Origin of the sequence: Limnobacter sp. SAORIC-690 (genome assembly GCF_002954425.1) — a bacterium.
In the GTDB taxonomy this organism is placed as follows: domain Bacteria; phylum Pseudomonadota; class Gammaproteobacteria; order Burkholderiales; family Burkholderiaceae_B; genus Limnobacter; species Limnobacter profundi.
The window spans coordinates 2775205-2799304 of sequence record NZ_MQVZ01000001.1 but is presented as its reverse complement, the minus strand read 5'-3'; the positions used below and the strand labels follow the sequence as shown (position 1 = coordinate 2799304).

Below are 24100 nucleotides of genomic sequence, written 5' to 3'. Positions count from 1 at the left end.
CCCCTTCAACTTTACAAACCCAGCCGCTTGCGGGTTTCGGCCGCAGCTGTTTTGACCTGTGCCGGGTTGGTTCCACCCACGTGGTCGCGTGCCTGCAGCGAGCCTTCGAGTGTGAGTACCGCACACAATTCCTGGTTCACCAAATCGTCGCTGTAGCCCAGTTCGGTTAGTTTCAGAGCCTCTTGAAGTTGGGCTACGCTCAGCGCCTCCAGGCCACATTGCTGGGTGTCGCAGTACCGCACGGCACGGGCAACAGCCTCATGTGCATCACGGAAAGGCATGCCGCGCTTGACCAAGGCATCCGCCAGATCAGTAGCTGTGGCATAGCCTTCCAGTGTGGCTGCGCGCATATTGTCGGCTTTCACTTGAATGCCCTCAACCATTTCAGCAAAAATAGTGAGCGTGTCGACCACAGTATCAACGGTGTCGAAAAGGGGCTCTTTGTCTTCCTGGTTGTCTTTGTTGTAGGCCAGTGGCTGGCCTTTCATCAAGGTCAGCAGGCCCATCAGGTGTCCATAAACACGGCCTGTTTTGCCGCGCGCAAGTTCCGGCACATCCGGGTTTTTCTTTTGTGGCATGATGGACGAACCGGTGCAGAAACGATCGGGCAGATCGATGAATGCATAGCGCTGGCTCATCCAGATAATCAATTCTTCAGACAGGCGCGATATGTGCATCATCAAGATGCTGCTGGCCGAGCAAAATTCAATTGCAAAATCACGGTCTGAAACGGAATCGAGACTGTTGCGGGTTGGGGCATCAAACCCCAGCAGTTCAGCTGTGCGATTGCGATTGATGGGGAATGTGGTTCCCGCCAGTGCAGCCGCACCCAGTGGCAATCGGTTAATTCGCTTGCGGCAATCTTGCATGCGTTCCAAGTCGCGTTCAAACATTTCTGCATAAGCCAGCAAGTGGTGCCCGAAAGTAACAGGCTGTGCCACTTGCAAGTGGGTAAAGCCAGGCATGACGGTGTCGTGGTTGCGTTCAGCCACAGTGACCAGTGCTTGAATAAGTGCCTTGAGCAATCCCTGAATGCGGTCTACCTCGTGGCGCAAAAACAGGCGAATGTCCGTGGCCACCTGATCATTGCGAGAGCGGCCTGTGTGCAGACGTTTGCCAGCGTCACCCACCAATTCGGTAAGCCTGCGCTCGATGTTCAAGTGCACGTCTTCAAGATCCAGCTGCCATGTGAACTGACCCGCCTTGATTTCATCCAGAATTTGCGACATACCGTTTTGTATTGCCTGAAGGTCGGACGCTGCAATAACTCCTGCCTCAGCCAGCATGGTGGCATGTGCCAATGAGCCTTGAATGTCGAACTCGGCCAGCCGTTTGTCAAAAAACACGGATGCAGTGTAGCGCTTGACCAGCTCGGACATGGGTTCGTTGAATCGGGCTGACCATGCTTCCTGTTTTTTGGACCATTGGTTCGACATGGGGAATCCTTTATGCACTTTGGAACAGGGCCTAATTATAAGGGGTTGCCGTGCTAGACTTTCGTCATGAACGCCTTCTCACAGCCTTGCTGTGGGGAATTGATTGAAATTTATCCACTGAATTGCGACTAGCGATGTCGCCACACTGAATGAAAATAAGAATTGCATCAAGGGAAAGCCGCTTGGCCATGTGGCAGGCTGAACATGTTCGAGACCTGTTACTGGCGTTGCCCGGGGTTTCTGGCGTTGAAATTGTGGGAATGACCACCAAGGGCGATCAGATTCTGGACCGCTCACTTGCAAAAATTGGCGGAAAAGGACTTTTCATCAAAGAACTGGAGCATGCCTTGCTTGAAGGGCGGGCTGATTTGGCCGTGCATTCTGGCAAAGACATTCCCATGGACCTGGATCCTGAGTTTCAACTGCTGGGCTTCATGACTCGCGAAGACCCACACGATGCATTTGTGTCCAATGACTATGCCAGCTTGGCTGATTTGCCAGCAGGTGCCGTGGTTGGCAGCTCCAGCTTGCGCAGGCAGGCACAGGTGTTGGCGCGTTATCCGCATTTGAAAGTCGAGCCTTTGCGCGGCAATCTGGATACTCGATTGGGCAAATTGGATTCAGGTCAGTATCAAGCCATAGTTTTGGCTGCTGCCGGTTTGAAACGCCTTGGTTTGCATTCAAGAATTCGCAACGTGATTGAATCAACCGACATGTTGCCCGCTGTGGGGCAGGGTGCCTTGGGCCTGGAAATTCGCGCCGGTGATTCACAATTGGCCGAGTTGGTAAAGCCACTGATTGACCCGGTGTGTACCGCCTTGGTGAGCGCAGAGCGTTCGGTGTCCAAAGCGCTCGGCGGCAGTTGCCAAGTGCCTATTGCCGGCTATGCAACCTTGAACGATGCACACACTTTCACTTTGCGAGGCTTGGTGGCCAGCCCGGATGGCAAGACTGTGATCGAGAAAAGTGCGCAGGCAAGCCTGCAACACTGGGAAACTGCCGCGGACCTGGTCATCGAAGGTTTGCTTCAAGAAGGTGCGCAGGCCTTGATTGAATCGGCTGTTCAACAATTTAAAGGATAACTACCGGACATGACTCACACTTTGGTCGTTTGCAAACCAAGTTGCCCGATCAGTATCTGACTCAGCGCGTTGATTTGAAGCGTCAGCTTGATCAAATGCATGCGGGCCATGTGATGTATTTTCCGGTGTTTGAGTTGGTGCCAGATTTGGCAGCCATGTTAACCATTCGGCCATGGCTTGATGCGGCCACCGAAAAATCCAACCATTTGATCGTTTTTGTAAGTCCTTCGGTTCTTGAAATTGCGGTGACCAACCTGGGGCAGTGGCCAGCCCATGTTTACTGTGGGGTAATGGGGAGGCAAAGCGCCAAGTTGGCCATGGACTTGGGTATTCCCAAAGACAAAATTATCGCCCCTACTGGCGAAAACGACCATGAAACCGAGGATTCCGACGGGCTGGCCAGCTTGCTGGCCACGCATTTTGAAGCGGGTAGCTGCCGGGTAATGGTATGCAAAGGCCCCAGAGGCCGTGTTGAGTTTCCAAAAAAGCTGGAGGAAATGCAACACGATGTGACAGTACTGGAGTGTTATGACCGCAAGGTGATTGAGCAAAGCAATGCTCAGTGCGAAGCACTGTTTGCCCGAGCGGCTGAGGCGGTGCTCTGGATTACCAGCAGCGAAACCATAGAGGCCCTCGATTCGCAGTTGGCACGCAAATCGGAATCACAACTCAAGGTGTTGAAAGAAACCGCCACCGTATTGACCACACATCCCCGCATTACGGCCAAATGCAGGGAATTGGGATATGCCCATGTTGTCCAGATAGCAACAGGGATACAATCGGTAAATTCATGGCTGAAATCCAACAAGAAAAGCATGGAAAACAACAATCAAACCAACTCTGCCACGCCTGCTGTCAACCCGCAACCGGTTGTCACCTCCCAATCCAGACCGGCTTCTGCCAGCGCTTCCCAGCCCAATGGGCAGTGGTTGGGCAAAGCCGCATTTTTCATCTCGGTGCTCAGCTTTGTACTCATTTTGCTGATTGCGTTTGCCGGGAAAAACCAGATTGAAAAAACACGCATGGCCTTTGGCGAGCGGATTCAGAAAGAGTCGACCACACTTGATTTGGTGAAAGAAGAAATCAGCAAATCGAGCGATCTGGCGAAAGACCTGAAAACCCGTTTTGACCTGTTGGAGCTTGCCCAGAAAGAGGAGGCCAGCCAACGCGCCAGTCTTGAGGAGGTCTATAACAGCCTGTTGGCCAGCCGAACGGAAGTGTCGCTTAGCGAAGTAGAGCAGTTGATATCAATTGCCAAACGCCAGTTGTATTTGTTGGGCAATGTAAAGGGAGCGTCTATTGCCCTGTCCCAGGCCATCGACCTGCTGGAGGGCACAGAGAAACCTTCTTTGTTGAATTTGCGCACCGCGTTGGAAAAAGACTTGACCGAAATCAAGGCCCTGCCTAGCGACGATTTGCTGAGGCTGGCGATTTCTCTTGATTCGGTGGTTAACTCTGTTGAAAGTTTGCCGATGCTGTCAAGCGCACAGGCCACCACTGATCAAACATTGGCGCAGTTGACCGAAGAAGAAGCATCTGAGGTAGTAGCCGACACCCAAGCGCCAGCAGCCAACGAACAAGCGCAAGGGTTTGAGAAAGCCTGGGCTTCCATTAAAAAAGTGGCTCAAACAGTTTGGTACGACATCAAATCATTGATCGAAGTCACCAAAGTAGACAGCCCTGAAGTGCTCATGTTGTCCAGTCGTCAAGAAACTGATTTGCGCAATACACTGCGTTTGTCCTTGTTGAATGCACGAATTTCGCTTTTGTCGCGTCAGGCCACTTTGCTGAAATCTGATCTTGAGCGATCAGGCAATTTGTTGAATACCTACTTTGACAGTAAATCCATCCAAGTGCAGCGTGCTCAAACTGTGTTGGCTGAAATTGGCGAAGTTCAACTTGATTTGGTGTTGCCAGAATTGCAGGCTACCTCTGCCGCGCTGAGGCTGGCCGTTGCCGGGCAGCAGGGGGAGCGCCAATGAAGCAACTGCTTGGTTTGTTGCTGGTTGTCGTAGTGGCCGTGGCGGTCACTTTGATGGCTCAGGGCAATGCTTCCAAGGTATTGATCTTTTTCGGTCAGTACCGAGTCGACATGTCGCTCAACTTTGCGGTAGTGGCTATTTTGCTGCTATTCCTGGTGTTGTACGTCATGATGCGCGCTTGGCGTGCATCCAGCCAGCTTCCCGGAAAATTCAAAGAGTATTGGATGAACCGCAAGCAAAACGCCTTGTTGCAAGCCAATACACAGGGTTTGATCGCCTTGATTACTGGCGATGAGCAAGGCGCCCAAAAAGCGTTGAACCAAGCCAGTAAAACCGGGATTGAAACGGATTTGAGTTACTTGATCCGCGCCATGTCAGCCATTCAAGCCGACCGCTATGATGTGGCCGAGGAAATCCTGAATCAGGAAAAAGCCAAGGTGGGCGAGCACTCGCACGCCCTGGTTGTATTGCGTGGAAAAGTGGCCTTGTCCAAACAAGACTTTTCGGGTGCTTTGAGCATGCTCGAGGCCATGGACCCCTTGGCTGCAAAATTACCTCAGGTTCAGCGATTGCGCATGCTGGCCTTGATGGGTTTGGCCCGTTGGCAAGATGCTTTGGTGCAATACCGCGCCTGTGTCGCTGTATCGGCGCTCACCAACGGTGAAAAAAATGAAGCCTTGATGCGCATTTATGCTGGTCTGGGAGAAAGCGCGGGGCAAGACGCTTCAAAAATGAAAGAGGTGTTGTCCAGTGCCAAACCTGCTGAGCTTGAGAACGTGGGTGTATTGCGCACGCTAGCCACTGGTTTGCAGAGGAGTGGATTGGTCACTGCGGCCCGCACGCTGCTGGAAATGGCTTTGAACCAAAATTACAACAAGGATTTATTGCCGATTTATCACCAGGTTGCCGTTCTAGAGCCACGGGAGGCTTTGCCCAATGTAGAGCGTTTGCTGGCCCAACAGCCCGCTGATTTGCGTTTGCTGGAGTTGGCCGCTGATGTGTGCGAGCGCGAACAACTGTGGGGCAAGGCGATTTCCAGGTTTGAAGCGGTGTATGCCAAACAGCCTTCCGCACATGTGGCGGGCAAGCTGGAACGATTGTATGAGGCAGCCAACCAGGGTGAACGTGCCAAAACCTGGCGAGAGAAATTGAACAATCATCTTCAGAACGACCGTCAGCTTGCTTAAAGCAATATTCGATACAATACGACCAAATTTTATTTTAAGGATTAATCAGCATGGGCTACGAAAGCATTTCCCCCGGTAAAGACATTCCAAACGACGTGAACGTAATCATCGAGATCGCCGCAAACTCAGATCCCGTGAAGTACGAAATCGACAAGGAAAGCGGTGCCTTGTTTGTAGACCGTTTCGTGGGTACATCCATGCAGTACCCTTGCAACTACGGTTACATTCCACAAACTCTGGCAGCCGATGGCGACCCCGTGGACGTATTGGTGATGACACCATTCCCATTGCAGCCTGGTTGCGTGGTGCGTGTACGCCCAATCGGCATGTTGAAAATGACCGATGAATCAGGCGGTGATGCGAAGCTGCTGGGCGTTCCAGTAGAAAAGCTGTTGCCGCAGTACAAACACTATCAAAGCATTTCCGATGTACCTCAAGAATTTCTGGCGCGCATTCAGCACTTCTTTGAACACTACAAAGACCTTGAAAAAGGCAAGTGGGTAAAAATCGAAGGTTGGGGCGACATGACAGACGTCGAAAAAGAAATTCGTGACGGCGTGGCCAATTACAAAGGCTGAAATCGCAGCTTTAACCGCACTGAAAAGCCAGCCTTCGGGTTGGCTTTTTTTATAGCTGTCCCGAACCGCTTTCCCGAAAAGCAGTGTGTTCATTTAACTCAACTGCATACGCGTCCAGGTGCGCCTTTTCCCGACGCAAAAAGTTTTCAATCGGCAACTTGAAGCCGTTGTCGTGCACGTAGTGTGCACTGACCATGGTTTGCGGGTTCAGGCCACGTGCCATTTTGTGTTCACCTTGTGCCCCGCCTTCAAACCACTCTATGCCTTGCTCAATCGCAAAATCAATCGCCTGGTAATAACACAATTCAAAATGCAGGCAGGGCAGGTTTTCAATAGAGCCCCAATAGCGGCCATACAAACGTTCCTGGCTGTACAGAAAAAATGAGCTGGCCACAGGCTGACCATGCAGGCTAGCCTGAATGATCAATATCTGCTCGCCCATGGTTGTACAAATTTGCTTGAAAAACTCAAGATTTAAATAAGGGCTGGAAAAGTGCTCCATGTAAGTGCGGGAATAGCACTGATAGAAAAATTCCAGTTCAGCTTCGCTGATTCGAGACCCATGAATGCGTTGAATTTCCAAACCATCCACATGCGCTTTTCGACGTTCGGCGCGAATATTTTTTCGCTTTTTCTGGTTCAGGCTTTCCAAAAACTCATCGAAATCATCAAATTGTTTGCCCGTGGCCGGGTTTTGGTTTTTCCAGTGAAATTGCACCACATGCCGACTGCTGTTGTTCAGGCTTGTTGCATCACTTAACAACAGTTGTTGATCTTGCCGGGTTAAGAACAAAGCATGCAGCGTTGAAATTTGTACACCCAGCAGTTCAGTGTTCTCGGCAGCCTGCCAGGTCAGCTGTGCAAGTCCTTGAGCCAATGCTTTGCCAGCCTCGGGTGTGGCGTGGAGCACTTTGGGTGCCAACACCGGGGTAAATGGGATGGCACACAGCAGCTTGGGGTAATAACGCTGCCCGCTGCGTTCATAGGCCTGAGCCCAGGCCCAGTCAAACACATACTCGCCATAGGAATGCGATTTCAGATACAAGGGCATGGCTGCCAGAAGCTCGCCAGTGTCCCCATGGATGGCCAAATGCAGCGGTCCCCAACCGGTTTCGGCTGTTGCACTGCCGCTGGCCTCTAAGGCCAGCAGGTATTCATGACGAAGAGCGGGGTGAAGCACACCACCATTGCATTTGCACACAAGTGAATTCCATTCAGCTTGTACGATCTCGCCAATGGATTGGCAAATCTGCATGCGATAATTCATAAAGGCGACAACTACTATGCAGGTACCCAGTGAGTTTATCCCGAGTCCGATTGGCTATTGCGCAGTTGAACCTGACTGTGGGCGATTTAAAAGGCAATTGCGCAAAAATTCTTGAATATGCGCATCAAGCCGCAGCCCAAGGTGTGAGAATCTTGCTCACCCCAGAACTTTCCATCACGGGCTATCCGCCTGAAGATTTGTTGTTGCGTCCATCGTTTCAACGCCAAACTGATGCGGCGTTCAATCAACTGCTGCACAACCTGGCCGAGCTTGACCTTTATGTGGTGGTCGGCCACCCAGTCAGTCGTGAGGGTGAACTTTTCAATGCTGCCTCTGTGCTGCACAAGGGCCACGTTGTGGGCATGTACCACAAGCATGATTTGCCCAATCGAGAGGTGTTTGATGAGCAGCGTTACTTCACGCCCGACAACCGCCCATTGGTATTTGAGGTCGATGGCATTCGGTTTGGCCTGAATATTTGCGAAGACACCTGGAACCGCTACGCGCCTGAAGCCGCTGCAGCAGCCGGCGCCGAAGTGTTGTTGGTACCCAATGCATCGCCTTACCACATGGGCAAACAAACCATTCGTCAGTCCATGGTGGCCAAGCGTGTTCAGGAAACTGGCATGGCGATTGTCTATGCCAACATGCTGGGTGGGCAAGACGAGCTGGTTTTTGATGGCGCATCTTTTGCCATGGACGGAAAGCAGCATGTGGCAATGCGCTTGCCTCAGTTTCAAGAGGCGCTTGCCATGCTTGACGCAGTTGCAAGCCCTGGCGAGCCTATTGTGCTGGAGGCCCACCAGCCATGCGTACCCGAGCTTGAACTGACTGCGCAGGTGTACGAAGCCCTGAAAATGGGTGTACACGACTACGTCACAAAGAACCGCTTTCCCGGCGCGATTATCGGCTTGTCAGGCGGCGTTGATTCTGCAATTACCCTGGCGATTGCAGTGGATGCTTTGGGCGCTGACAAAGTGCGTGCCGTAATGATGCCTTCGCCATACACTGCCGATATCTCGCTGGATGATTCTCGCGACATGGTCAAGCGCCTAGGTATTCAATATGACGAAATTTCCATCCAGGACTGCATGAAATCCTTCGATTCAAGCCTTGCCCCCCTGTTCACCGGCTTGGCGGCTGACACCACTGAAGAAAATTTGCAGGCCAGAATTCGCGGCACCATGCTGATGGCGATTTCGAATAAAACCGGCCGCATCGTCTTGACCACGGGCAATAAAAGTGAAATGGCTACAGGTTATTGCACACTGTATGGCGATATGGCTGGTGGTTTTGCAGTGATCAAAGATATTTTTAAAACACTGGTGTATCAGCTTTGCGAATACCGCAACAGCCTGTCTGAAGTCATCCCGACGCGCATCATTACGCGTCCGCCATCGGCAGAATTACGGCCCGACCAAGTGGATCAAGACAGCTTGCCACCTTACGAAGTACTCGATGCCATCCTTGCCCGATACATGGAAAAGGATGAATCAGTTGAAAACATCATTGCAAGCGGCTTTCAGAAGGAAGACGTGTTCAAGGCTGTTAAACTGCTTCGTATCAACGAATACAAAAGAAGACAGGCGCCCGTGGGTATTCGGGTCACGCACCGTGCATTTGGTCGAGACTGGCGCTATCCAATAACATCAAAGTTCAACGATTTAGAAGGATTCCAAGAATGAAACTGGTCAGCGCTATCATTAAGCCTTTCAAACTGGATGAAGTACGTGAAGCACTGTCAGAAGTCGGTGTAACCGGCCTGACCGTGACGGAGGTAAAAGGTTTTGGCCGCCAGCGTGGTCACACCGAATTGTATCGTGGCGCTGAGTATGTGGTTGATTTCCTGCCCAAGGTAAAAATTGAGCTGGTGATTGAAGACAAATTGGTGGACCAAGCCATTGATGCCATTCAGAATGCAGCGCGCACCAACAAGATTGGCGATGGCAAAATTTTCGTGACCGACGTTGAGCGCGTTATCCGCATTCGCACGGGCGAACAAGGCGAAGCAGCCATTTAAACAAAAAAGCCCAGGTTCTTCACTTGGGCTTTTTTTACAGCGCTTAGTTTAGCGGATTGTTAACCCAAATGGCTGTGAATGATTTCCGCAAAGGTGGGTGCCAAGGGTTCTGGCAAATCATGGCCCAAGCCTTTGATCAAATGAAGTCTTGAATTGGGTATCAACTTGGCGATTCGTTCCGAGCAGGCCTTTTTCAAGAGTGGATCATCCAGCCCATGGATCACGCAAGTGGGCACCTTGATTTCTCGTGTGTAATCTTCGATCGAACCCGTGGCCACCACGCAGTGGGTTTGCCGTAGCACACCCGCTGGTTTGTAGGCTCGGTTGTACGATTTGCGGGCACGCTCCCTTAACTTCAATGGGTCGGGCGGGTAGCCGGGGCTTCCAATGGCAGTAAACACCCGTTCCACATGCGCCACTACATCGTCAATTTTCTGGCTTTTTGGTTTCTTCAAAAACATGTTGTGCAACACGTTCGGTGTGGGCATCGGAAGTTTCGGGTTGTTGGTGCTCGACATCAAGGTGACCAACTTTCCTATTTTCTCGGGCGCCTTTGCCGCCACGATTTGCGAAATCATGCCGCCCATCGAAATACCGAGCAGGTGAGGGCGCTTTAATTCAAGTGCATCAATCAGGCCAATTGCATCGTTGGCCATGGTGTCCAGCTTGTAATTGGTGGGTGTTTGCAGGCCCAGCTTGTTGCGAATGAATGTGGCTGGTACGTTCACTTTCATGCTGGTGGGGTGTTGGTCTGTCAGGCCAATGTCGCGGTTGTCAAAACGCACCAAGCGATAGCCGCGTTCCAGCAACGGTCTGCAAAAATCATCATTCCACATGGTCAGTTGGCAGCCCAGTCCAGCGACCATGAAAATGGTTTCACCATCGGCAGGGCCAGCACTTTCCCAGGCCATATTCAGCCCAGTAATGCTGGATTTGGCAAAACCTTGTTGCCATTCAATGGGGGTGCTCGCAGCTTTCATCTGTGCTGTCTCCGTGGTGTGTCTTGTTATTGTCGGGCTTTGAGTATCACCAGCAGGGCGCCTGCGCCACCGTCTCGGGGTGGGGCTTGGCAAAAAGCAAGCACTTCGTCTTTTTGCACCAGCCAGCGTTTTACTTTCTCTTTCAGCACGGGTTCTTTGCCAATCGAACCCAAGCCCTTACCGTGAATGATTCTGACACAACGAATGTCATGTTTTACGCTGGATCGCAAAAATTCACCCACGGCAGTTCGTGCTTCATCCGAGCGCAGCCCATGCAAATCAATTTGGGCCTGAATAACCCATTGCCCTTTTCGAAGTTTTTTCAAGGCCTCCACACCCACACCATTGCGGCGATAGGACAGTTTGTCGTCGGTTTCCAGAAACCGCTCAACATCCATTTCATCGGAAATGCTTTCCCACAGCACTGCTTCATCATCAAGCTCGCGCTGCCGGGCAATTGGGGCTGGTTTTTCCAGTTCGTGAATTTTCAGATTGGTGTTGGGCAGCGGGGTGACATCGCGAACCAGCTTTTTGAACAAGTTTGCCTCATCCTGCAACTTCTTGAGTTCAGCCGCTTTAATTTTCTCCTGGCGTTCAGCCTCCAGGCGCTGCTCTTTGAGCGAGCGCCTGACGCCTTCAAGATCTGCCATGGAAGTCAGCTTTTTCAATGCAGTACTTCTTAAAGGGACTCTTGTCAGCCTTCTTGAGCTTCCAGCCAGCGCTGTGCGTCCAGTGCAGCCATGCAACCTGTACCTGCGCTGGTAATTGCTTGACGGTACACATGGTCTTGTACGTCGCCAGCCGCAAAAACGCCTTCGATGCTGGTCATGGTCGCCAAACCATTCAAACCGCTACGGGTTGTGATGTAACCGTTCTTCATGTCGATCTGACCTTCGAAGATGTCGGTATTGGGCTTGTGGCCAATCGCGATAAATACGCCCTGAAGCGCCAAGTCCTGAGTTTCACCAGTTTTTGTGGATTTAATACGCGCGCCGTTTACACCCATTTCATTGCCCAGCACTTCGTCCAAGGTGTAATCGGTTTTCAGCTCGATTTTTCCTTCCTTCACCTTGTCCATCATCTTGTCGATCAAAATGGCCTCGGCTTTGAATTTGTCGCGGCGGTGAATCACGGTGACCTTCTTGGCAATGTTGCTCAGGTACAGCGCTTCCTCAACCGCGGTGTTGCCACCACCCACCACGCACACTTCCTGATTGCGGTAGAAAAAGCCGTCACAAGTGGCACATGCAGATACACCCTTGCCCGCAAATTCTTCCTCAGAAGGCAGGCCCAGGTACATGGCACTTGCACCGGTGGCAAGAATAAGTGCATCACAGGTGTACACTCCCGAGTCACCTTTTAGCGTGAATGGACGTTGTTGCAGTTCAACCGTGTGGATGTGATCAAAAATGATTTCGGTATTAAAACGCTCGGCATGGGCCAAAAAGCGGCTCATCAGGTCGGGGCCCTGCACGCCTTCGGCGTCGGCCGGCCAGTTGTCCACGTCAGTGGTGGTCATTAGTTGGCCACCTTGGGCCATGCCGGTGATCAAAACAGGGTTCAAATTGGCACGCGCGGCGTACACTGCAGCAGTGTATCCGGCGGGGCCAGACCCCAAAATCAGTACTTTGGCGTGGCGTGGCGTGTTAGAACTGGTCATTGCTACCTCTTTTGTGCTTCAAATGGTGTCTGTTCAAGATATTTCTCTCGAACTTTGTCAGAATACAGACTTCAATTATATGCTGCATTGCGGGCTACTCTTATTACAGTGAATTCCAGGACCACACAAAATACAGGCACCCTTCGGATCAGCAAGTTGTTGCTGGAAATCCGCTGGCTATGTCTGCTTGTTTTTTCCATCTATCTGTTTTTGATTCTGGTGTCGCACAGCAGCAGTGATGACAGCTTTTCCCATGAATCAGGCAGCGATGTTGTCAGCAACTTTGGCGGGGCTGTGGGTGCCCATTTGTCCGACTTGTTGTTCTTTATTGCGGGCTACTCTGCCTACGCTCTGCTGGGCTTGTCATTCTTCATGTTGTGGCGTGCCCGTAAAATGGTCGATGCCATCGAATTACCCGGTTTCAACGAACCTTTGCCAAAGTGGATTGCCTGGGTAAGGCCCATTGGCTTTGTGGTGTTGTGGGTCGGTTTAATGGGCCTGGAGTCGCTGTCAATTTTTAAAGGCGAAGGTCTGCCAGCCGGCGCTGGCGGCGTTGTTGGGCAAACCATTTCGAGCATTTTTCAGCAATTGCTGGGGCTTTCTGGCGCCGTCATGTTGCTGTTGCTGTGCACTGCGGCTGGCCTAAGCGGATTACTGGGGCTAAGCTGGGCCGTGATGGCCGAACGCGTGGGTGGCTTTCTGGAAGGCTTGGTGTTTAAAACCAAAGAATTGGTCACTGCTTACTTTGACCGCAAAGAAGGCAAAAAAGTCGCTTTGGCCCGTGTTGAAAAAGTGGAACAGAAACGAGAAAAGTTTGAAGAACACAAACCTATTCGCATAGAACCGGTTGCAGTGGCAGCCGAGCCCTCGGTGCAAGCCATCAAGGAAAAACAGCAGCCGCTGTTTGCTGAACTGACTGAAACCGAGTTGCCACCTTTGGGCCTATTGGACGATGCGCCTGCAGCCATTGAAACTGTCTCCGCCGATACGCTGGAATACACGTCGCGCTTGATTGAGAAGAAGTTGAGTGACTTTGGTGTGCAGGTACAGGTGATGGCAGCCCAGCCAGGTCCGGTGATTACGCGCTTTGAAGTGGAACCCGCAGCCGGTGTGAAGGGTTCGCAAGTGGTGAATTTGGCCAAAGACCTGGCCCGAGCGTTGAGCTTGGTGTCCATTCGCGTGGTTGAAACCATTTACGGCAAGAACCTGATGGGGCTTGAACTGCCTAACCCGCGCAGACAAGTGGTGAAGCTGACCGAGATTTTGGGTTCGCAGGTGTACAGCACCAACAAATCGCCCGTGACCATGGCTTTGGGTAAAGACATCGCAGGCAAGCCGGTGGTGGCCGATTTGGCCAAGATGCCACACCTGCTGGTGGCGGGTACCACCGGCTCGGGTAAATCGGTGGGTATTAACGCCATGATCTTGTCGCTTCTCTATAAAAGTGGCGCCGAAGATGTGCGCTTGATTCTGATTGACCCGAAAATGCTTGAAATGAGCGTTTACGAAGGAATTCCTCACCTGCTGTGCCCAGTGGTAACCGACATGCGCCAAGCTGCCAATGCCTTGAATTGGGCTGTGGGCGAAATGGAAAAACGCTACCGCCTGATGAGTAAAATGGGTGTACGTAACCTGGCGGGCTACAACGCGAAAATTGCAGAGGCCCGAAAAAGCGGTAACAGCATTCCAAACCCGTTCAGCCTGACACCTGACGCGCCCGAGCCTTTGGACACCTTACCCATGTTGGTGATCGTGATCGACGAGCTGGCCGACCTGATGATGGTGGTGGGCAAGAAAATTGAAGAACTGATTGCACGTTTGGCCCAGAAAGCCCGTGCGGCCGGCATTCACCTTATTTTGGCAACGCAAAGGCCTTCGGTCGACGTCATTACTGGGTTGATCAAGGCCAACATTCCAACCCGAATTGCATTCCAGGTTTCATCGAAAATCGATTCCCGCACCATTCTCGACCAAATGGGTGCTGAAGCACTTCTTGGGCAGGGTGACATGTTGTACTTGCCGCCTGGTTCCGGCGTGCCCCAGCGTGTGCATGGTGCTTTTGTATCGGATGAAGAAGTACACCGTGTGGTTGAATACCTGAAAGAGAAGGGTGGTGAGCCCAACTACATTGAGGGCATTCTAGAGGGCGGCACCGCGGAGGAAGGTGGCAACGCCAGCATGGACGCGACAGCCGGCAGTTTCGATGGCGAAAAAGATGCACTCTACGACCAAGCCGTGGGCATTGTGCTGAAGCACCGCAGGGCATCCATTTCATTTGTGCAACGCCATTTGCGCATTGGGTACAACCGTGCAGCACGCCTGCTGGAAAGCATGGAACAGGCGGGCTTGGTATCGGCCATGCAGTCCAACGGCAACCGCGAAATTCTGGCGCGAGCCGAGGCGGGCCAGGATGATGAATAATCATGACGATTAATTCAGCATTCATCCATTAAGTTCGGTAAAGCCTGTTTACCCCTGGTAACAACATGCGTTATTCAGGGTGAGGCACCTTAAAGGAAGTAGAAATTAATGCGAATTCAACAATTCTTGTTTCGATCAATCCTGGCTGCGGCTTTGAGTGCTGGCGCACTTGGGTCGGCTTGGGCGTCTGCCCAAGAGGCGTTGAACAACTTTGTAAAAAACCGGGGCTTCGCCGAAGGTCAGTTTTCACAAGTGGTTATTTCTCCCAGCGGCGCGGTGAAACAACGCGGTACAGGTGAATTTTCTTTTTCACGGCCTGGCAAATTCCGTTGGGAAATCAAGAAACCCTATCCCTTGCTGTTGCTCTCCAATGGCAGCAGCGTGGTTTCTTACGATGAAGACATGGGTCACGCCACACAAAAGCCCATTGGCAATGCCATGGATTCAACACCTGTCGCCCTGTTGTTCGGCAGTAAAGACGTTGACAAGTTGTTTAATCTTAAAGATGAAGGCATGAAAGACGGCAAGGAATGGCTAGTCATTCGTCCGAAAGACAAGGACAACCTGTTCGACTATGCACGTATTGGCTGGAAAGACGGCTTGCCAGTGAACCTGGAAATTCATGACGCTTTGGGCCAGGTTACCCAGTTGGAATTGAGCAATTGGGATTTTTCCAAGCAACGCCCGGCAGGCTTTTTTGACTTCAAGGCACCCGCCGGTGTGGATTTGATTCGAACCCAATGACTACCCCTGATCTGTTTGGCGACAGCACTGAGCAACGTTCTTCACCGCCGAATCAAGGCGGTGTCGCCGGATCGGTTCCGTTAGCCGAACGGATTCGCCCAAACACACTGGCCGAAGTGGTGGGCCAAACGCACCTGCTCGGCCCTGGCAAACCGCTTACCTTGCTGTTTGACCAGCAACATGTTCACTCACTGATTTTGTGGGGCCCACCCGGTGTGGGTAAAACAACTTTGGCCCGCTTGCTGGCAGGCGCTGCGAAAGCGCAATTCATCGCCTTGTCGGCTGTGCTGGCCGGGGTCAAGGAAATTCGCGCTGCAATTGAACAGGCAGGCGAGTATGCCAAGGTGGGTAAATCCACCATTTTGTTTATCGATGAAATTCACCGCTTCAACAAATCACAGCAAGATGCCCTGTTGCCTTTTGTTGAATCGGGTTTGGTCACATTTATTGGAGCAACCACTGAAAACCCATCTTTTGAAGTGAATTCAGCCTTGCTGTCGCGCTCACAGGTGTATGTACTGAACAGTTTGAATGCCGATGATTTTACTCGTTTGCTCAAACGTGCTCAGGCGGAACTGGCCACTGACATCAAGGTTGAGGACGATGCATTCGATGCTTTGTGCGCCTATGCCGATGGGGATGCACGCCGTTTTCTGAATTTGGTGGAAATTACGCTTCTTCAAATCAAGGCACAGGGCCTGAGCTGCCTTGATTTACCAGCTTTGAAGCAAATTGCTCCCTCACAAATTCGCCGTTTCGACAAAGGGGGCGATGCCTTTTACGATCAGATCTCGGCCTTGCACAAGTCGGTTCGTGGCTCTGACCCCGATGCAGCCCTTTACTGGTTTTGCCGCATGCTCGATGGCGGAGCAGACCCGCGCTACATGGCCCGCCGAATTGTGCGCATGGCTTGGGAAGACATCGGTTTGGCCGATCCCCGAGCTTTTACCATCGCCAATGAAGCGGCGCAGACCTATGAACGGCTGGGTAGCCCCGAGGGTGAATTGGCTTTGGCCCAATGCGTGCTTTACCTAGCGATTGCGGCAAAAAGCAATGCGGGTTACAACGCTTACAAACAAGCGATGGCACACGTGAAGCAAAGCAGCTCCATGCCCGTGCCAATGCACTTGCGCAATGCACCCACCCAGCTGATGAAAGAACTGGGACATGGCAGTGGCTATCGGTATGCCCACGACGAGGAAGCTGGACATGCCGCGGGAGAAAGCTATTGGCCCGAGGGTATGCAAACGCCGCAGTTTTATCGGCCCACTGATCGTGGACTCGAAGGTAAAATTGCCGAAAAGCTGAGTTGGCTTGCACAGCGCAATGCCGAAGCCCGTCAAAAAAAGTAAGAAGCGCCCCATGTCACCCTCACTGGGCATGAAGTTTTAGTACCATCACCGCTATCCACTCCAACTGCATTCCGAGAAATTTTCATGTTAGACATTCAATTGCTTCGCAAAGACTTGACCAATGTGGCCGAAAAACTGGCCCAACGTGGCTACAGCCTCGACATTGCGCAGTTCAACGCACTGGAAGGCAAACGCAAGCAACTACAAACCAGCACCGAAGAGCTGCAAGCCAAGCGCAACAGCATGTCCAAGCAAATTGGTCAGCTGAAAGCCAAGGGTGAAGATGTTTCTGCCGTGATGGAGGAAGTGGCCGGCCTTGGTGATGAATTGAAACGCAATGAAACCGAGTTGAGTGCTTTGCAAGAAGAGGTCAACGCATTTTTGTTGAACATTCCAAACCTGCCGCATGAATCAGTGCCCGCAGGTAAATCCGAGGACGACAACGTTGAACTTCGCCGCTGGGGTACACCAGCCCAGTTTGATTTCCAGGTGAAAGACCATGTGGATTTGGGCGAGAAACTTGGCCTTGATTTTGAAACGGCTGCTAATTTGTCAGGTTCACGTTTTGCCGTGTTAAAGGGGCAAATCGCCAAACTGCATCGGGCATTGGCGCAGTTCATGCTCGATACCCACACCGAGCAACACGGCTACACCGAACACTACACACCCTACATTGTTCGTGGCGAAACCCTGAAAGGCACCGGACAGCTTCCGAAGTTTGCTGATGACTTGTTTTCAGTCAAGAAAGGCGGAGAAGAGGGAACTTCTGAACCTCTGTATCTGATTCCGACCGCAGAAGTGACCTTGACCAACCTGGTGGCTGACCAAATGTTGAAAACAGGCGATTTGCCCATCAAAATGACCGCACATTCACCCTGTTTCCGCTCGGAGGCGGGTAGCTATGGCCGTGACACCCGTGGTCTGATTCGCCAGCACCAATTCGACAAAGTAGAAATGGTGCGCATTGAGAACCCGGAAAACTCCTATGCGGCACTGGATGAAATGACCCAGCACGCGGAAAATATTCTGCAAAAGCTGGGGCTTCCTTACCGGGTTATCGTTCTGTGTACTGGTGATATGGGCTTTGGCTCTACCCGCACGCACGACATTGAAGTGTGGTTGCCTGCCCAAAATACTTACCGTGAAATTTCGTCTTGTTCGAACTGTGAAAGCTTCCAGGCGCGTCGCATGAAAGCCCGCTTTAAAAACGAGGCTGGTAAAACCGAGTTTGTGCATACTTTAAATGGTTCAGGCTTGGCGGTTGGGCGTACCTTGGTGGCGGTGCTTGAGAATTATCAACAAGCCGACGGCTCGGTAAAGGTGCCTGAAGTTCTTCAGCCCTACATGGGCGGAAAAGCTGTACTTCAGCCATAAAATTGCCCAACTTTTGGCTTTCAAGCCTGTTGTGCCGGCAGAAGCAGGGGACACAGCGCGCCGGCCAGTGCAGACAGCACGCTAAAGGTCCACAACATGGCGTGTGTGCTTTGCCCTGCCAGCAGGCTGACCACCGCCCCCATAATCAAAATTAGAAACCCGATCGCCGTGTTGCTGACAGCCACATAAGCAGAGCGGGTTTCTGCAGTGGCCATGTCCACAAGCAGGGTTTTTCTACCCAAACGCACACCCGCCAGGCACACCGAAGTCAGGAAATAAGCGCCGGGAAACAGCACCAAGGCGCTGAATTCAATTTCAAATTTCAAAACCAGCAGTACAGCAATGCATACCGCGGCGTTGATTGCACTGGCGATTGCCATCAAGGTGCGGCTTGAATAATCGGCCAAACGTCCCCACAAATAGCCCGACGCGGTATTGGCCAGACCAGAAACGATCAAAAACAGGCCGATCAACGCGGCGTTGCCCAGGGCGTCCTGGGCAAGAATAATCAGCATGGGGGCGCCCAGTGACACGCTCAATAACAGGGTGCGAAGAATCACGAAATTGCGAAAAGGTTTGTCTTCTTTTAACAAACGAAGCGATTTCAAAGCCTCAATGCCAGCATTGCCGCCGCCTGTGGTTGCGCCCGGCTCTTCCCGGATCGCCCAAATCGCGAAAGAAGCGATAATCCAGCACAGCCCAGCAATGCCAAAAAGACTGGCGAGGATCAATTCATTGTTTTTGATTTGATTGTAGAAACCCAGATTGAGCCCCAAGAGCAAGGTAAACAGCCCCGAAACGCTCGTGGCCAGGCCCATGAGCGTACCGCGCCGCGATTTCGAGACGGTTTTTCCCAGTACGTCTTTGGCTGCAACTGAACATATACCCCGTGCAAAACTGAACACCAACAGGGCGGCAAACACCAGCCAACTCGCATTTTCTGCCTTCAAATCAAGGAATAACGCAAACCCGCATGCCCATAGGGCAAAGCCGCTGAGCAAGCCGCCGAACAACCAAACATACTTTCTCAGTGCTACGGCCCTTATTTTTGCGGCTATAAACAGCTGTGGAAGCAGCACACCCGACTCGCGAATGGGCACGGCCAAAGACACTAGCAGCATGGGCGCTCCCAACAGGCCAAGAACCCATGGAAACACCAAGCGTGCACTGGCTATTTCGTCAGCCAATTTGGTGAAAAAGTTGCCAAGTAAGTGCAGAAAAAAATTGAAGGGTTGGTGTTTGCAGGATTCATCAGGAATATCTTTGCAAACGCGTGCGTCTTCGTCGCCTGTGATAAGGTCGTACAGGGCTGTAGTGGCAGGTTTGGCTTTTTGCATCTGGATACTTTATCAACTAAAAAGGCACCCGAAGGTGCCTTTCCGATCAAACACTGGCTGTTGATTGCCAAGCGAGCAGTTTACTGCGCGCCAACCGTGGCCTTGATGGCTGCGATGAACTTCTCGCTTTGCGCTATGTTGCTAACTGTAGCTTCAAGACCGTGGCGGGCAGAAGCCAGGCGGATAAAGCGCTCCATGCGGCGGGTTTCGTGTTTGTTCCAGCGAACGGTGAATGACACAACACGGTTGTCATCAATCCAGACATTGCTGGGTTTCAGGAACATGAAATCGCCCAAAGCTACTTTGGGCAAGCCAACTTGGCCGCTCGCATCCACGCCGGTGAACTGAACCAGCAATGGAGTACCGTTTTGAAGCCAGCTGTTGTTTTCAATAGCATCACAGAAGATGGAGCAGGTTGACCAGGTAAGTCCACTGTAGCGAACCATAAATGCCAGTCTGGATTCTTCGAAATTATCCGTTACATCTGAACCCACTGCAGCTAAATCTTCAGGTTTTACCTTAAGCGCCAGGAGTTCCTGCTCAAGTGTACTGTAAGCAATGCTAGAACGAATTTGATCCGGAATAGGCTTAACCTGTAACCAGTGGAACAGGCAATAAGACCGAGTCAAACGCTCTGCAATCGAACTCATGATGAACTCCTGAAAAACATGCTGCAATGTTATTGGTACTGGGCTCGGAGTTATTCAGATTCATACCGAGGCTCTAACCAAATTCCCTTGACTTCACAAACAATCAGCAACCGAAAACCATACTGATTTGTGTGCAGTTACAAGAGAAGGTTCAATTATTGTTAACGCTGAACCCGGAATTTGGAATACCAATTTCACAAATAATTTGCTTACGCTGCTTTTTCCTGGTTCTTCGCAGGTTCTCCCATTCTTTTAGCTGAATATTCATTCAAAAATTGGGGCAGCAAATTGTCCCAATCGGGGTTTAAGGACTCAATCAACAACAGGCGCATGTCGCGTGGCCAGTTCCGCACTCGGCGAAGTCGGGCCACGAATTTGTCATGGTCAGTCCAGACTTCGAAGTAAACAAGGCGATCAAGTCGATGGTAGTGTGCATAATCACGACGAAGCCCCTGCAGGTGTTCATCCATCCGCGTGGCAAGACAGTTGGTATCCCCCAGGTAAAGTGGGCCATTGGGTTTGTTGTTCGACAAAATATAAAGCCAGTATTTGTCTTGTTTTCTGGCGGTGTCGCTCAAGCTACTGTCCGTGTTCTTGCTCAATTCTTCCTCCGCACCATTGGGCTTTAGGGCAATAAGTGGTTGTAAGTACAATACTTATTGATTGTATGTGTATTGCTTATTTTGTAGTGCAAGTTTCTCCCTCTTAATGGGTGCTGCCATCGCTATTTTTGACGGATATTCGGTGGTACTATAGCTTTGGATGATTATTTCCTAATGCCAAAATGAAATTGGCTTTTTAATTATTTATATATTTATCAAAGGCTTATATGCTTACAGCTATCCTGGTGGATGGTCCGTTCTTCATACGCAGAATTCGCCAAATATTCCCAAGTTCAGTCCACCATGATGCAAAAGTCATGGCAGACCTAGTGTGGCGTTTATCAGCCGCTCATTTGTTTGAACGCAATCAGCCTAAGCGCCACTTGTTCCGCATTTTTTTCTACGACACGCCCGTGTTCACGCAACGTGTAACATTGCCGGTTTCCAGGCAACAAATTGATTTGTCAAAATCCAAAGAAGGGCAATTCCGGGTGGCGTTTCAGCGTCAATTGCAAAGAAAACGGAAATTGGCGGTGAAGCTGGGTGAAGCGCGCGAAGCAGATACCTGGAAACTGAATGAGGATGCCCTAGCAGATTTGCTTGGCAAACGCATTACCGTAGACGACCTGGCCGATGAGGACTTCACCCCCGATTCCCACCCCAAGGGGATTGAATTGAGAATGGGTGTAGACCTGGCGACTCTGGCCTACAAACGACAGGTTCAACAGGTGGTCTTGCTGACCGGAGATGGTGCTTTTTCAAGTGCAGCCGAACTGTTGCGCCACGAGGGCGTTGATGTAGTGCTCGATCCGATGTGGCAAAACATTTCTGAAGATCTGTTTTCCTACATTGATGGGCTGCGCTCGACCTGCCCCCCACCAGACAGGGCAGCAGATTTCCTGGCCCGAATTGGATCAGATACTTACGATCACGACGATCTGCCTGCTGAATAAAAAAGCCCACGTCAAAGTGGGCTTTTTTCAGCACCCGGCGAGGTGCATTACATCAATCAATCCCCCATGCCTTCTGCGTAAAGGTCGTTGATTCGATCCTTGAACGCTTCAATCACTTTCACGCGTTTTACCTTGAGGGTCGGCGTTAAAAGACCATTGTCGACGGTCCAGGGTTCTTTGGTGGTGATAATGCGGCGCACACGGATGTAGCGCGGCAAATGCTGCAAACGCTCATTGGCCCGTTTGATCAGTTCTTTTTCATTGGAGTTGGCAGTGACCGCAATCATGCCAATGAAAGGTCGACCTTCGCCGATCAATACAATTTGCTCGAACACATCGTCACCAATAATGGCCATTTCTGCATCCTGCGGGGAAAACTTTTCGCCGTTGGACAACACCATGATGTCTTTGATTCGACCCCGAATATAAATTCGTTTGTCCTTGATTTCAGCCACATCTCCCGTGTGCAGCCAACCGTCTGAATCGATCGCTGTTTTTGTAGCCTCATCGTTTTGCCAATACCCCAACATGATGTTGGGACCACGTGCCAGCAATTCGTCATTTTCACCCAGCATGACCTCCACATTGGGCAGAGCAGGGCCCACTGATTCGGGCACATTGCCTTCGGGACGGTTGACCGAGATGACCGGGCAAGCCTCAGTCATGCCGTAGCCGTGAAGAATGGGAAGCCCCATGGCGATAAACGCTTTGGCAATTGTGCTTTCTAGTGCCGCACCACCCACCACAGCCAAACGCAAGCGACCGCCCAGCCTTTCCAGAATAGGTTGAGCCACTTTGGCGCGCAGAAGAGGGAGCTGAAAGTGATCGACAATGCCACCTTTGCCCTGTTCCATCCGCCAGCCCACATCCACCAGCTTTTCGAATGCCTTTCGCTTGAAGCGAGAGTCTTTGACAGAGGCTTGAATGCGGCCGTAAAACTTTTCAAAAATGCGCGGTACGGCAAACAGAACCGTGGGTGCCTGGGTTGCCAGGTCTTCTGGCAATTGGTTTATACCACGCGCGTAAATCACTTTTGCACCCACACGCAGGGGCAGGTAGTAGCCACCTGTGCGCTCGAACATGTGCGACATGGGCAAAAATGACAAAAATACGTCTTCCGGCTTTGCAATGTCCAACTGGAAGCAGCTGTCTACGTTGGCGATCACGTTTTTGTGCGACAACATCACTCCCTTAGGGCGACCCGATGTGCCCGAGGTGTAGCAAATTGTGGCCAGCGTGTTTTGCTCAAGATCGAGCAGTTCGAAAGGCTCCAGCTTTTTATCCAGACTTTTCAGCACATGGGCCGCATTTTCCACGCCATCGGCTTCTTTTTCGATGTCTGATTTGATCGACAACACGCGAACGTCTTTCAGGTTCTCTTTCAACAAGTTGCGGGCAATGCGGTCATTTTCAACAACCACTGCGCGCGATCCGGAATCCTGAATGCAATAGGCAATGTTGCTGGCGTTGTCATCCACATACAGCGGCACTGAAACAAGGCCCATGGCCACTGCACCCTGGTCAAACGCCACCCAGTGAACACTGTTCTTCAGGCAAATGGCAACCCTGTCGCCGGGCTGTAAGCCCATGGATCGAAAAAAAGCCTGCCAGGAACGTGCAAGATCAATCATTTCCCGGGCTTTAAAATCAACCCACTCGTTGTCGATGAACTGACGGTACAACACGCGATTGGGGGTGTCGTCATGTTGAAACAAGAAAGTGGCGATGTTCGCCATAAGGAGGTCTCCCAAATTTCTGTTTTTATAAAATTGACCGTAGTGTACTGAACAGTTTAAGGATTGATAAGAACAGTCATTCTAGATTTACATTCAAGGCCTTGATAACAGCAGGTCGGGCACTTAGTTCTTCATACCATTTGTGCACTGCGGGATAAGCGCTTAGTTCTATTCCCTGGCGCTGCCAGCGATAAACCCAAGGATACAAAGCCATATCGGCAATGGAATAGTTTTCCCCTGCGATGTAAGGAAATTCGTTGAGCTGCTTGTTGATAACCTCATAGAGCCTTTTGGCCTCATTGGTGTATCGATTGATAGCATATTCAATCGGTTCAGGCGCGTAAATACGAAAATGATGTGCCTGCCCCAGCATCGGACCAACGCCACCCATTTGAAACATTAACCATTGAATGATCGATAGGCGTTCTCGGTGACTGTTACCGAAAAACTTGCCGGTTTTCTCGGCCAAGTAAATCAGAATGGCACCGCTTTCAAACAATTCGAGTGGTTTTCCGTCAGGGCCATGCGGGTCAATAATCGCCGGTATTTTGTTGTTGGGGCTGAATTTTAAAAACTCGGGCTTGAATTGATCGCCCTTGCCAATATCAACTGCAATAGGTTTCCATTGAAGACCCATTTCCTCGCAGGCAATGTGGATTTTGTAGCCATTGGGAGTTGTCCAAGTGTAAACCTGAATCGGTTCATTATGCGCAGTATTCAATCAACGCTCTCCAGTGAT

General features: G+C 51.2%; 21 protein-coding genes. 11 read left to right on the top strand and 10 right to left on the bottom strand.

The genetic code is table 11. The annotated features are described in order from the left end of the window. Positions 1-11: 11 nt before the first annotated feature. Positions 12-1436 carry an argininosuccinate lyase gene (gene argH / locus BSZ31_RS13345; RefSeq protein WP_105029154.1) on the bottom strand — a complete coding sequence of 475 codons (1425 nt, stop codon included), beginning with the start codon at positions 1434-1436 and terminating at the stop codon, positions 12-14. Between the two features lie 149 nt (positions 1437-1585). Here argH and hemC point away from each other — a divergent pair, with 149 nt between their 5' ends. The 4 genes from hemC to ppa are packed head-to-tail and all read left to right on the top strand — an operon-like array spanning position 1586 to position 6265. Then, positions 1586-2518 carry a hydroxymethylbilane synthase gene (gene hemC / locus BSZ31_RS13340; RefSeq protein WP_105029153.1) on the top strand — a complete coding sequence of 311 codons (933 nt, stop codon included), beginning with the start codon at positions 1586-1588 and terminating at the stop codon, positions 2516-2518. 41 nt (positions 2519-2559) lie between these two features. Continuing rightward, positions 2560-4500 (top strand): uroporphyrinogen-III C-methyltransferase, encoded by a 1941-nt coding sequence (locus tag BSZ31_RS13335; RefSeq protein ID WP_146106695.1) that lies wholly within the window; start codon positions 2560-2562, stop codon positions 4498-4500. Then, positions 4497-5687 carry a heme biosynthesis HemY N-terminal domain-containing protein gene (locus tag BSZ31_RS13330; RefSeq protein WP_105029151.1) on the top strand — a complete coding sequence of 397 codons (1191 nt, stop codon included), beginning with the start codon at positions 4497-4499 and terminating at the stop codon, positions 5685-5687. The genes BSZ31_RS13335 and BSZ31_RS13330 overlap by 4 nt, the downstream gene beginning before the upstream one ends. Positions 5688-5737: 50 nt before the next feature. Next, positions 5738-6265: an inorganic diphosphatase gene (gene ppa, locus BSZ31_RS13325; RefSeq protein ID WP_105029150.1), complete on the top strand. Its 528-nt coding sequence runs from the start codon at positions 5738-5740 to the stop codon at positions 6263-6265. Positions 6266-6314: 49 nt separating this feature from the next. On the opposite strand, the gene BSZ31_RS13320 is transcribed toward ppa, so the two are convergent. After that, the gene (locus tag BSZ31_RS13320) at positions 6315-7520 is read right to left on the bottom strand and encodes a GNAT family N-acetyltransferase (RefSeq protein ID WP_240605716.1); all 1206 of its coding nucleotides are present in this window, start codon (positions 7518-7520) and stop codon (positions 6315-6317) included. Between the two features lie 41 nt (positions 7521-7561). On the opposite strand from BSZ31_RS13320, the gene BSZ31_RS13315 reads away from it, so the two are divergent. Continuing rightward, positions 7562-9217, top strand: coding sequence for an NAD+ synthase (locus BSZ31_RS13315; RefSeq protein WP_168426984.1), 1656 nt, complete (start codon positions 7562-7564; stop codon positions 9215-9217). After that, positions 9214-9552 (top strand): P-II family nitrogen regulator, encoded by a 339-nt coding sequence (locus BSZ31_RS13310; protein WP_008252857.1) that lies wholly within the window; start codon positions 9214-9216, stop codon positions 9550-9552. The genes BSZ31_RS13315 and BSZ31_RS13310 overlap by 4 nt, the downstream gene beginning before the upstream one ends. A gap of 59 nt (positions 9553-9611) precedes the next feature. Here the strand turns inward: BSZ31_RS13310 and BSZ31_RS13305 are convergent, their stop codons facing one another. The 3 genes from BSZ31_RS13305 to trxB are packed head-to-tail and all read right to left on the bottom strand — an operon-like array spanning position 9612 to position 12192. Further along, complete coding sequence (locus tag BSZ31_RS13305) at positions 9612-10532, bottom strand: alpha/beta fold hydrolase (protein ID WP_105029147.1); 921 nt, start codon at positions 10530-10532, stop codon at positions 9612-9614. Between the two features lie 26 nt (positions 10533-10558). After that, a complete protein-coding gene (locus BSZ31_RS13300; RefSeq protein WP_105029146.1) occupies positions 10559-11200 on the bottom strand; it encodes a Smr/MutS family protein in 642 nt (213 codons plus the stop codon). Between the two features lie 26 nt (positions 11201-11226). Continuing rightward, entirely contained in the window at positions 11227-12192 is a 966-nt protein-coding gene (gene trxB, locus BSZ31_RS13295) for a thioredoxin-disulfide reductase (RefSeq protein WP_105029145.1), read from the bottom strand. A 108-nt stretch (positions 12193-12300) separates the two neighbouring features. Here trxB and BSZ31_RS13290 point away from each other — a divergent pair, with 108 nt between their 5' ends. From BSZ31_RS13290 to serS, 4 genes are all read left to right on the top strand, one after another. Further along, positions 12301-14613: a DNA translocase FtsK gene (locus BSZ31_RS13290; RefSeq protein WP_105029144.1), complete on the top strand. Its 2313-nt coding sequence runs from the start codon at positions 12301-12303 to the stop codon at positions 14611-14613. 108 nt (positions 14614-14721) lie between these two features. Further along, positions 14722-15357 carry an outer membrane lipoprotein chaperone LolA gene (gene lolA, locus BSZ31_RS13285; protein WP_105029143.1) on the top strand — a complete coding sequence of 212 codons (636 nt, stop codon included), beginning with the start codon at positions 14722-14724 and terminating at the stop codon, positions 15355-15357. Beyond that, positions 15354-16709 (top strand): replication-associated recombination protein A, encoded by a 1356-nt coding sequence (locus BSZ31_RS13280; protein WP_240605715.1) that lies wholly within the window; start codon positions 15354-15356, stop codon positions 16707-16709. Before lolA ends, BSZ31_RS13280 begins: the two co-directional genes overlap by 4 nt. An 84-nt stretch (positions 16710-16793) precedes the next feature. Further along, positions 16794-18083, top strand: coding sequence for a serine--tRNA ligase (gene serS / locus BSZ31_RS13275; protein WP_105029142.1), 1290 nt, complete (start codon positions 16794-16796; stop codon positions 18081-18083). A 20-nt stretch (positions 18084-18103) separates the two neighbouring features. Here serS and BSZ31_RS13270 read toward each other — a convergent pair whose 3' ends face one another. The 3 genes from BSZ31_RS13270 to BSZ31_RS13260 all read right to left on the bottom strand — a co-directional run bounded on the left by BSZ31_RS13270 (position 18104) and on the right by BSZ31_RS13260 (position 20672). Beyond that, positions 18104-19420 (bottom strand): MFS transporter, encoded by a 1317-nt coding sequence (locus BSZ31_RS13270; RefSeq protein WP_105029141.1) that lies wholly within the window; start codon positions 19418-19420, stop codon positions 18104-18106. Positions 19421-19500: 80 nt separating this feature from the next. Next, entirely contained in the window at positions 19501-20070 is a 570-nt protein-coding gene (locus tag BSZ31_RS13265) for a hypothetical protein (RefSeq protein ID WP_105029140.1), read from the bottom strand. A gap of 209 nt (positions 20071-20279) precedes the next feature. Further along, the gene (locus BSZ31_RS13260) at positions 20280-20672 is read right to left on the bottom strand and encodes a GIY-YIG nuclease family protein (protein ID WP_168426983.1); all 393 of its coding nucleotides are present in this window, start codon (positions 20670-20672) and stop codon (positions 20280-20282) included. A 317-nt stretch (positions 20673-20989) separates the two neighbouring features. Between BSZ31_RS13260 and BSZ31_RS13255 the strand changes: the two genes are divergently transcribed. Continuing rightward, entirely contained in the window at positions 20990-21625 is a 636-nt protein-coding gene (locus BSZ31_RS13255; RefSeq protein WP_168426982.1) for an NYN domain-containing protein, read from the top strand. Positions 21626-21681: 56 nt separating this feature from the next. On the opposite strand, the gene BSZ31_RS13250 is transcribed toward BSZ31_RS13255, so the two are convergent. Further along, positions 21682-23361 carry a long-chain fatty acid--CoA ligase gene (locus BSZ31_RS13250; protein ID WP_105029137.1) on the bottom strand — a complete coding sequence of 560 codons (1680 nt, stop codon included), beginning with the start codon at positions 23359-23361 and terminating at the stop codon, positions 21682-21684. A 76-nt stretch (positions 23362-23437) separates the two neighbouring features. Further along, positions 23438-24082 (bottom strand): glutathione binding-like protein, encoded by a 645-nt coding sequence (locus tag BSZ31_RS13245; RefSeq protein WP_105029136.1) that lies wholly within the window; start codon positions 24080-24082, stop codon positions 23438-23440. Between the last annotated feature and the right edge of the window lie 18 nt (positions 24083-24100).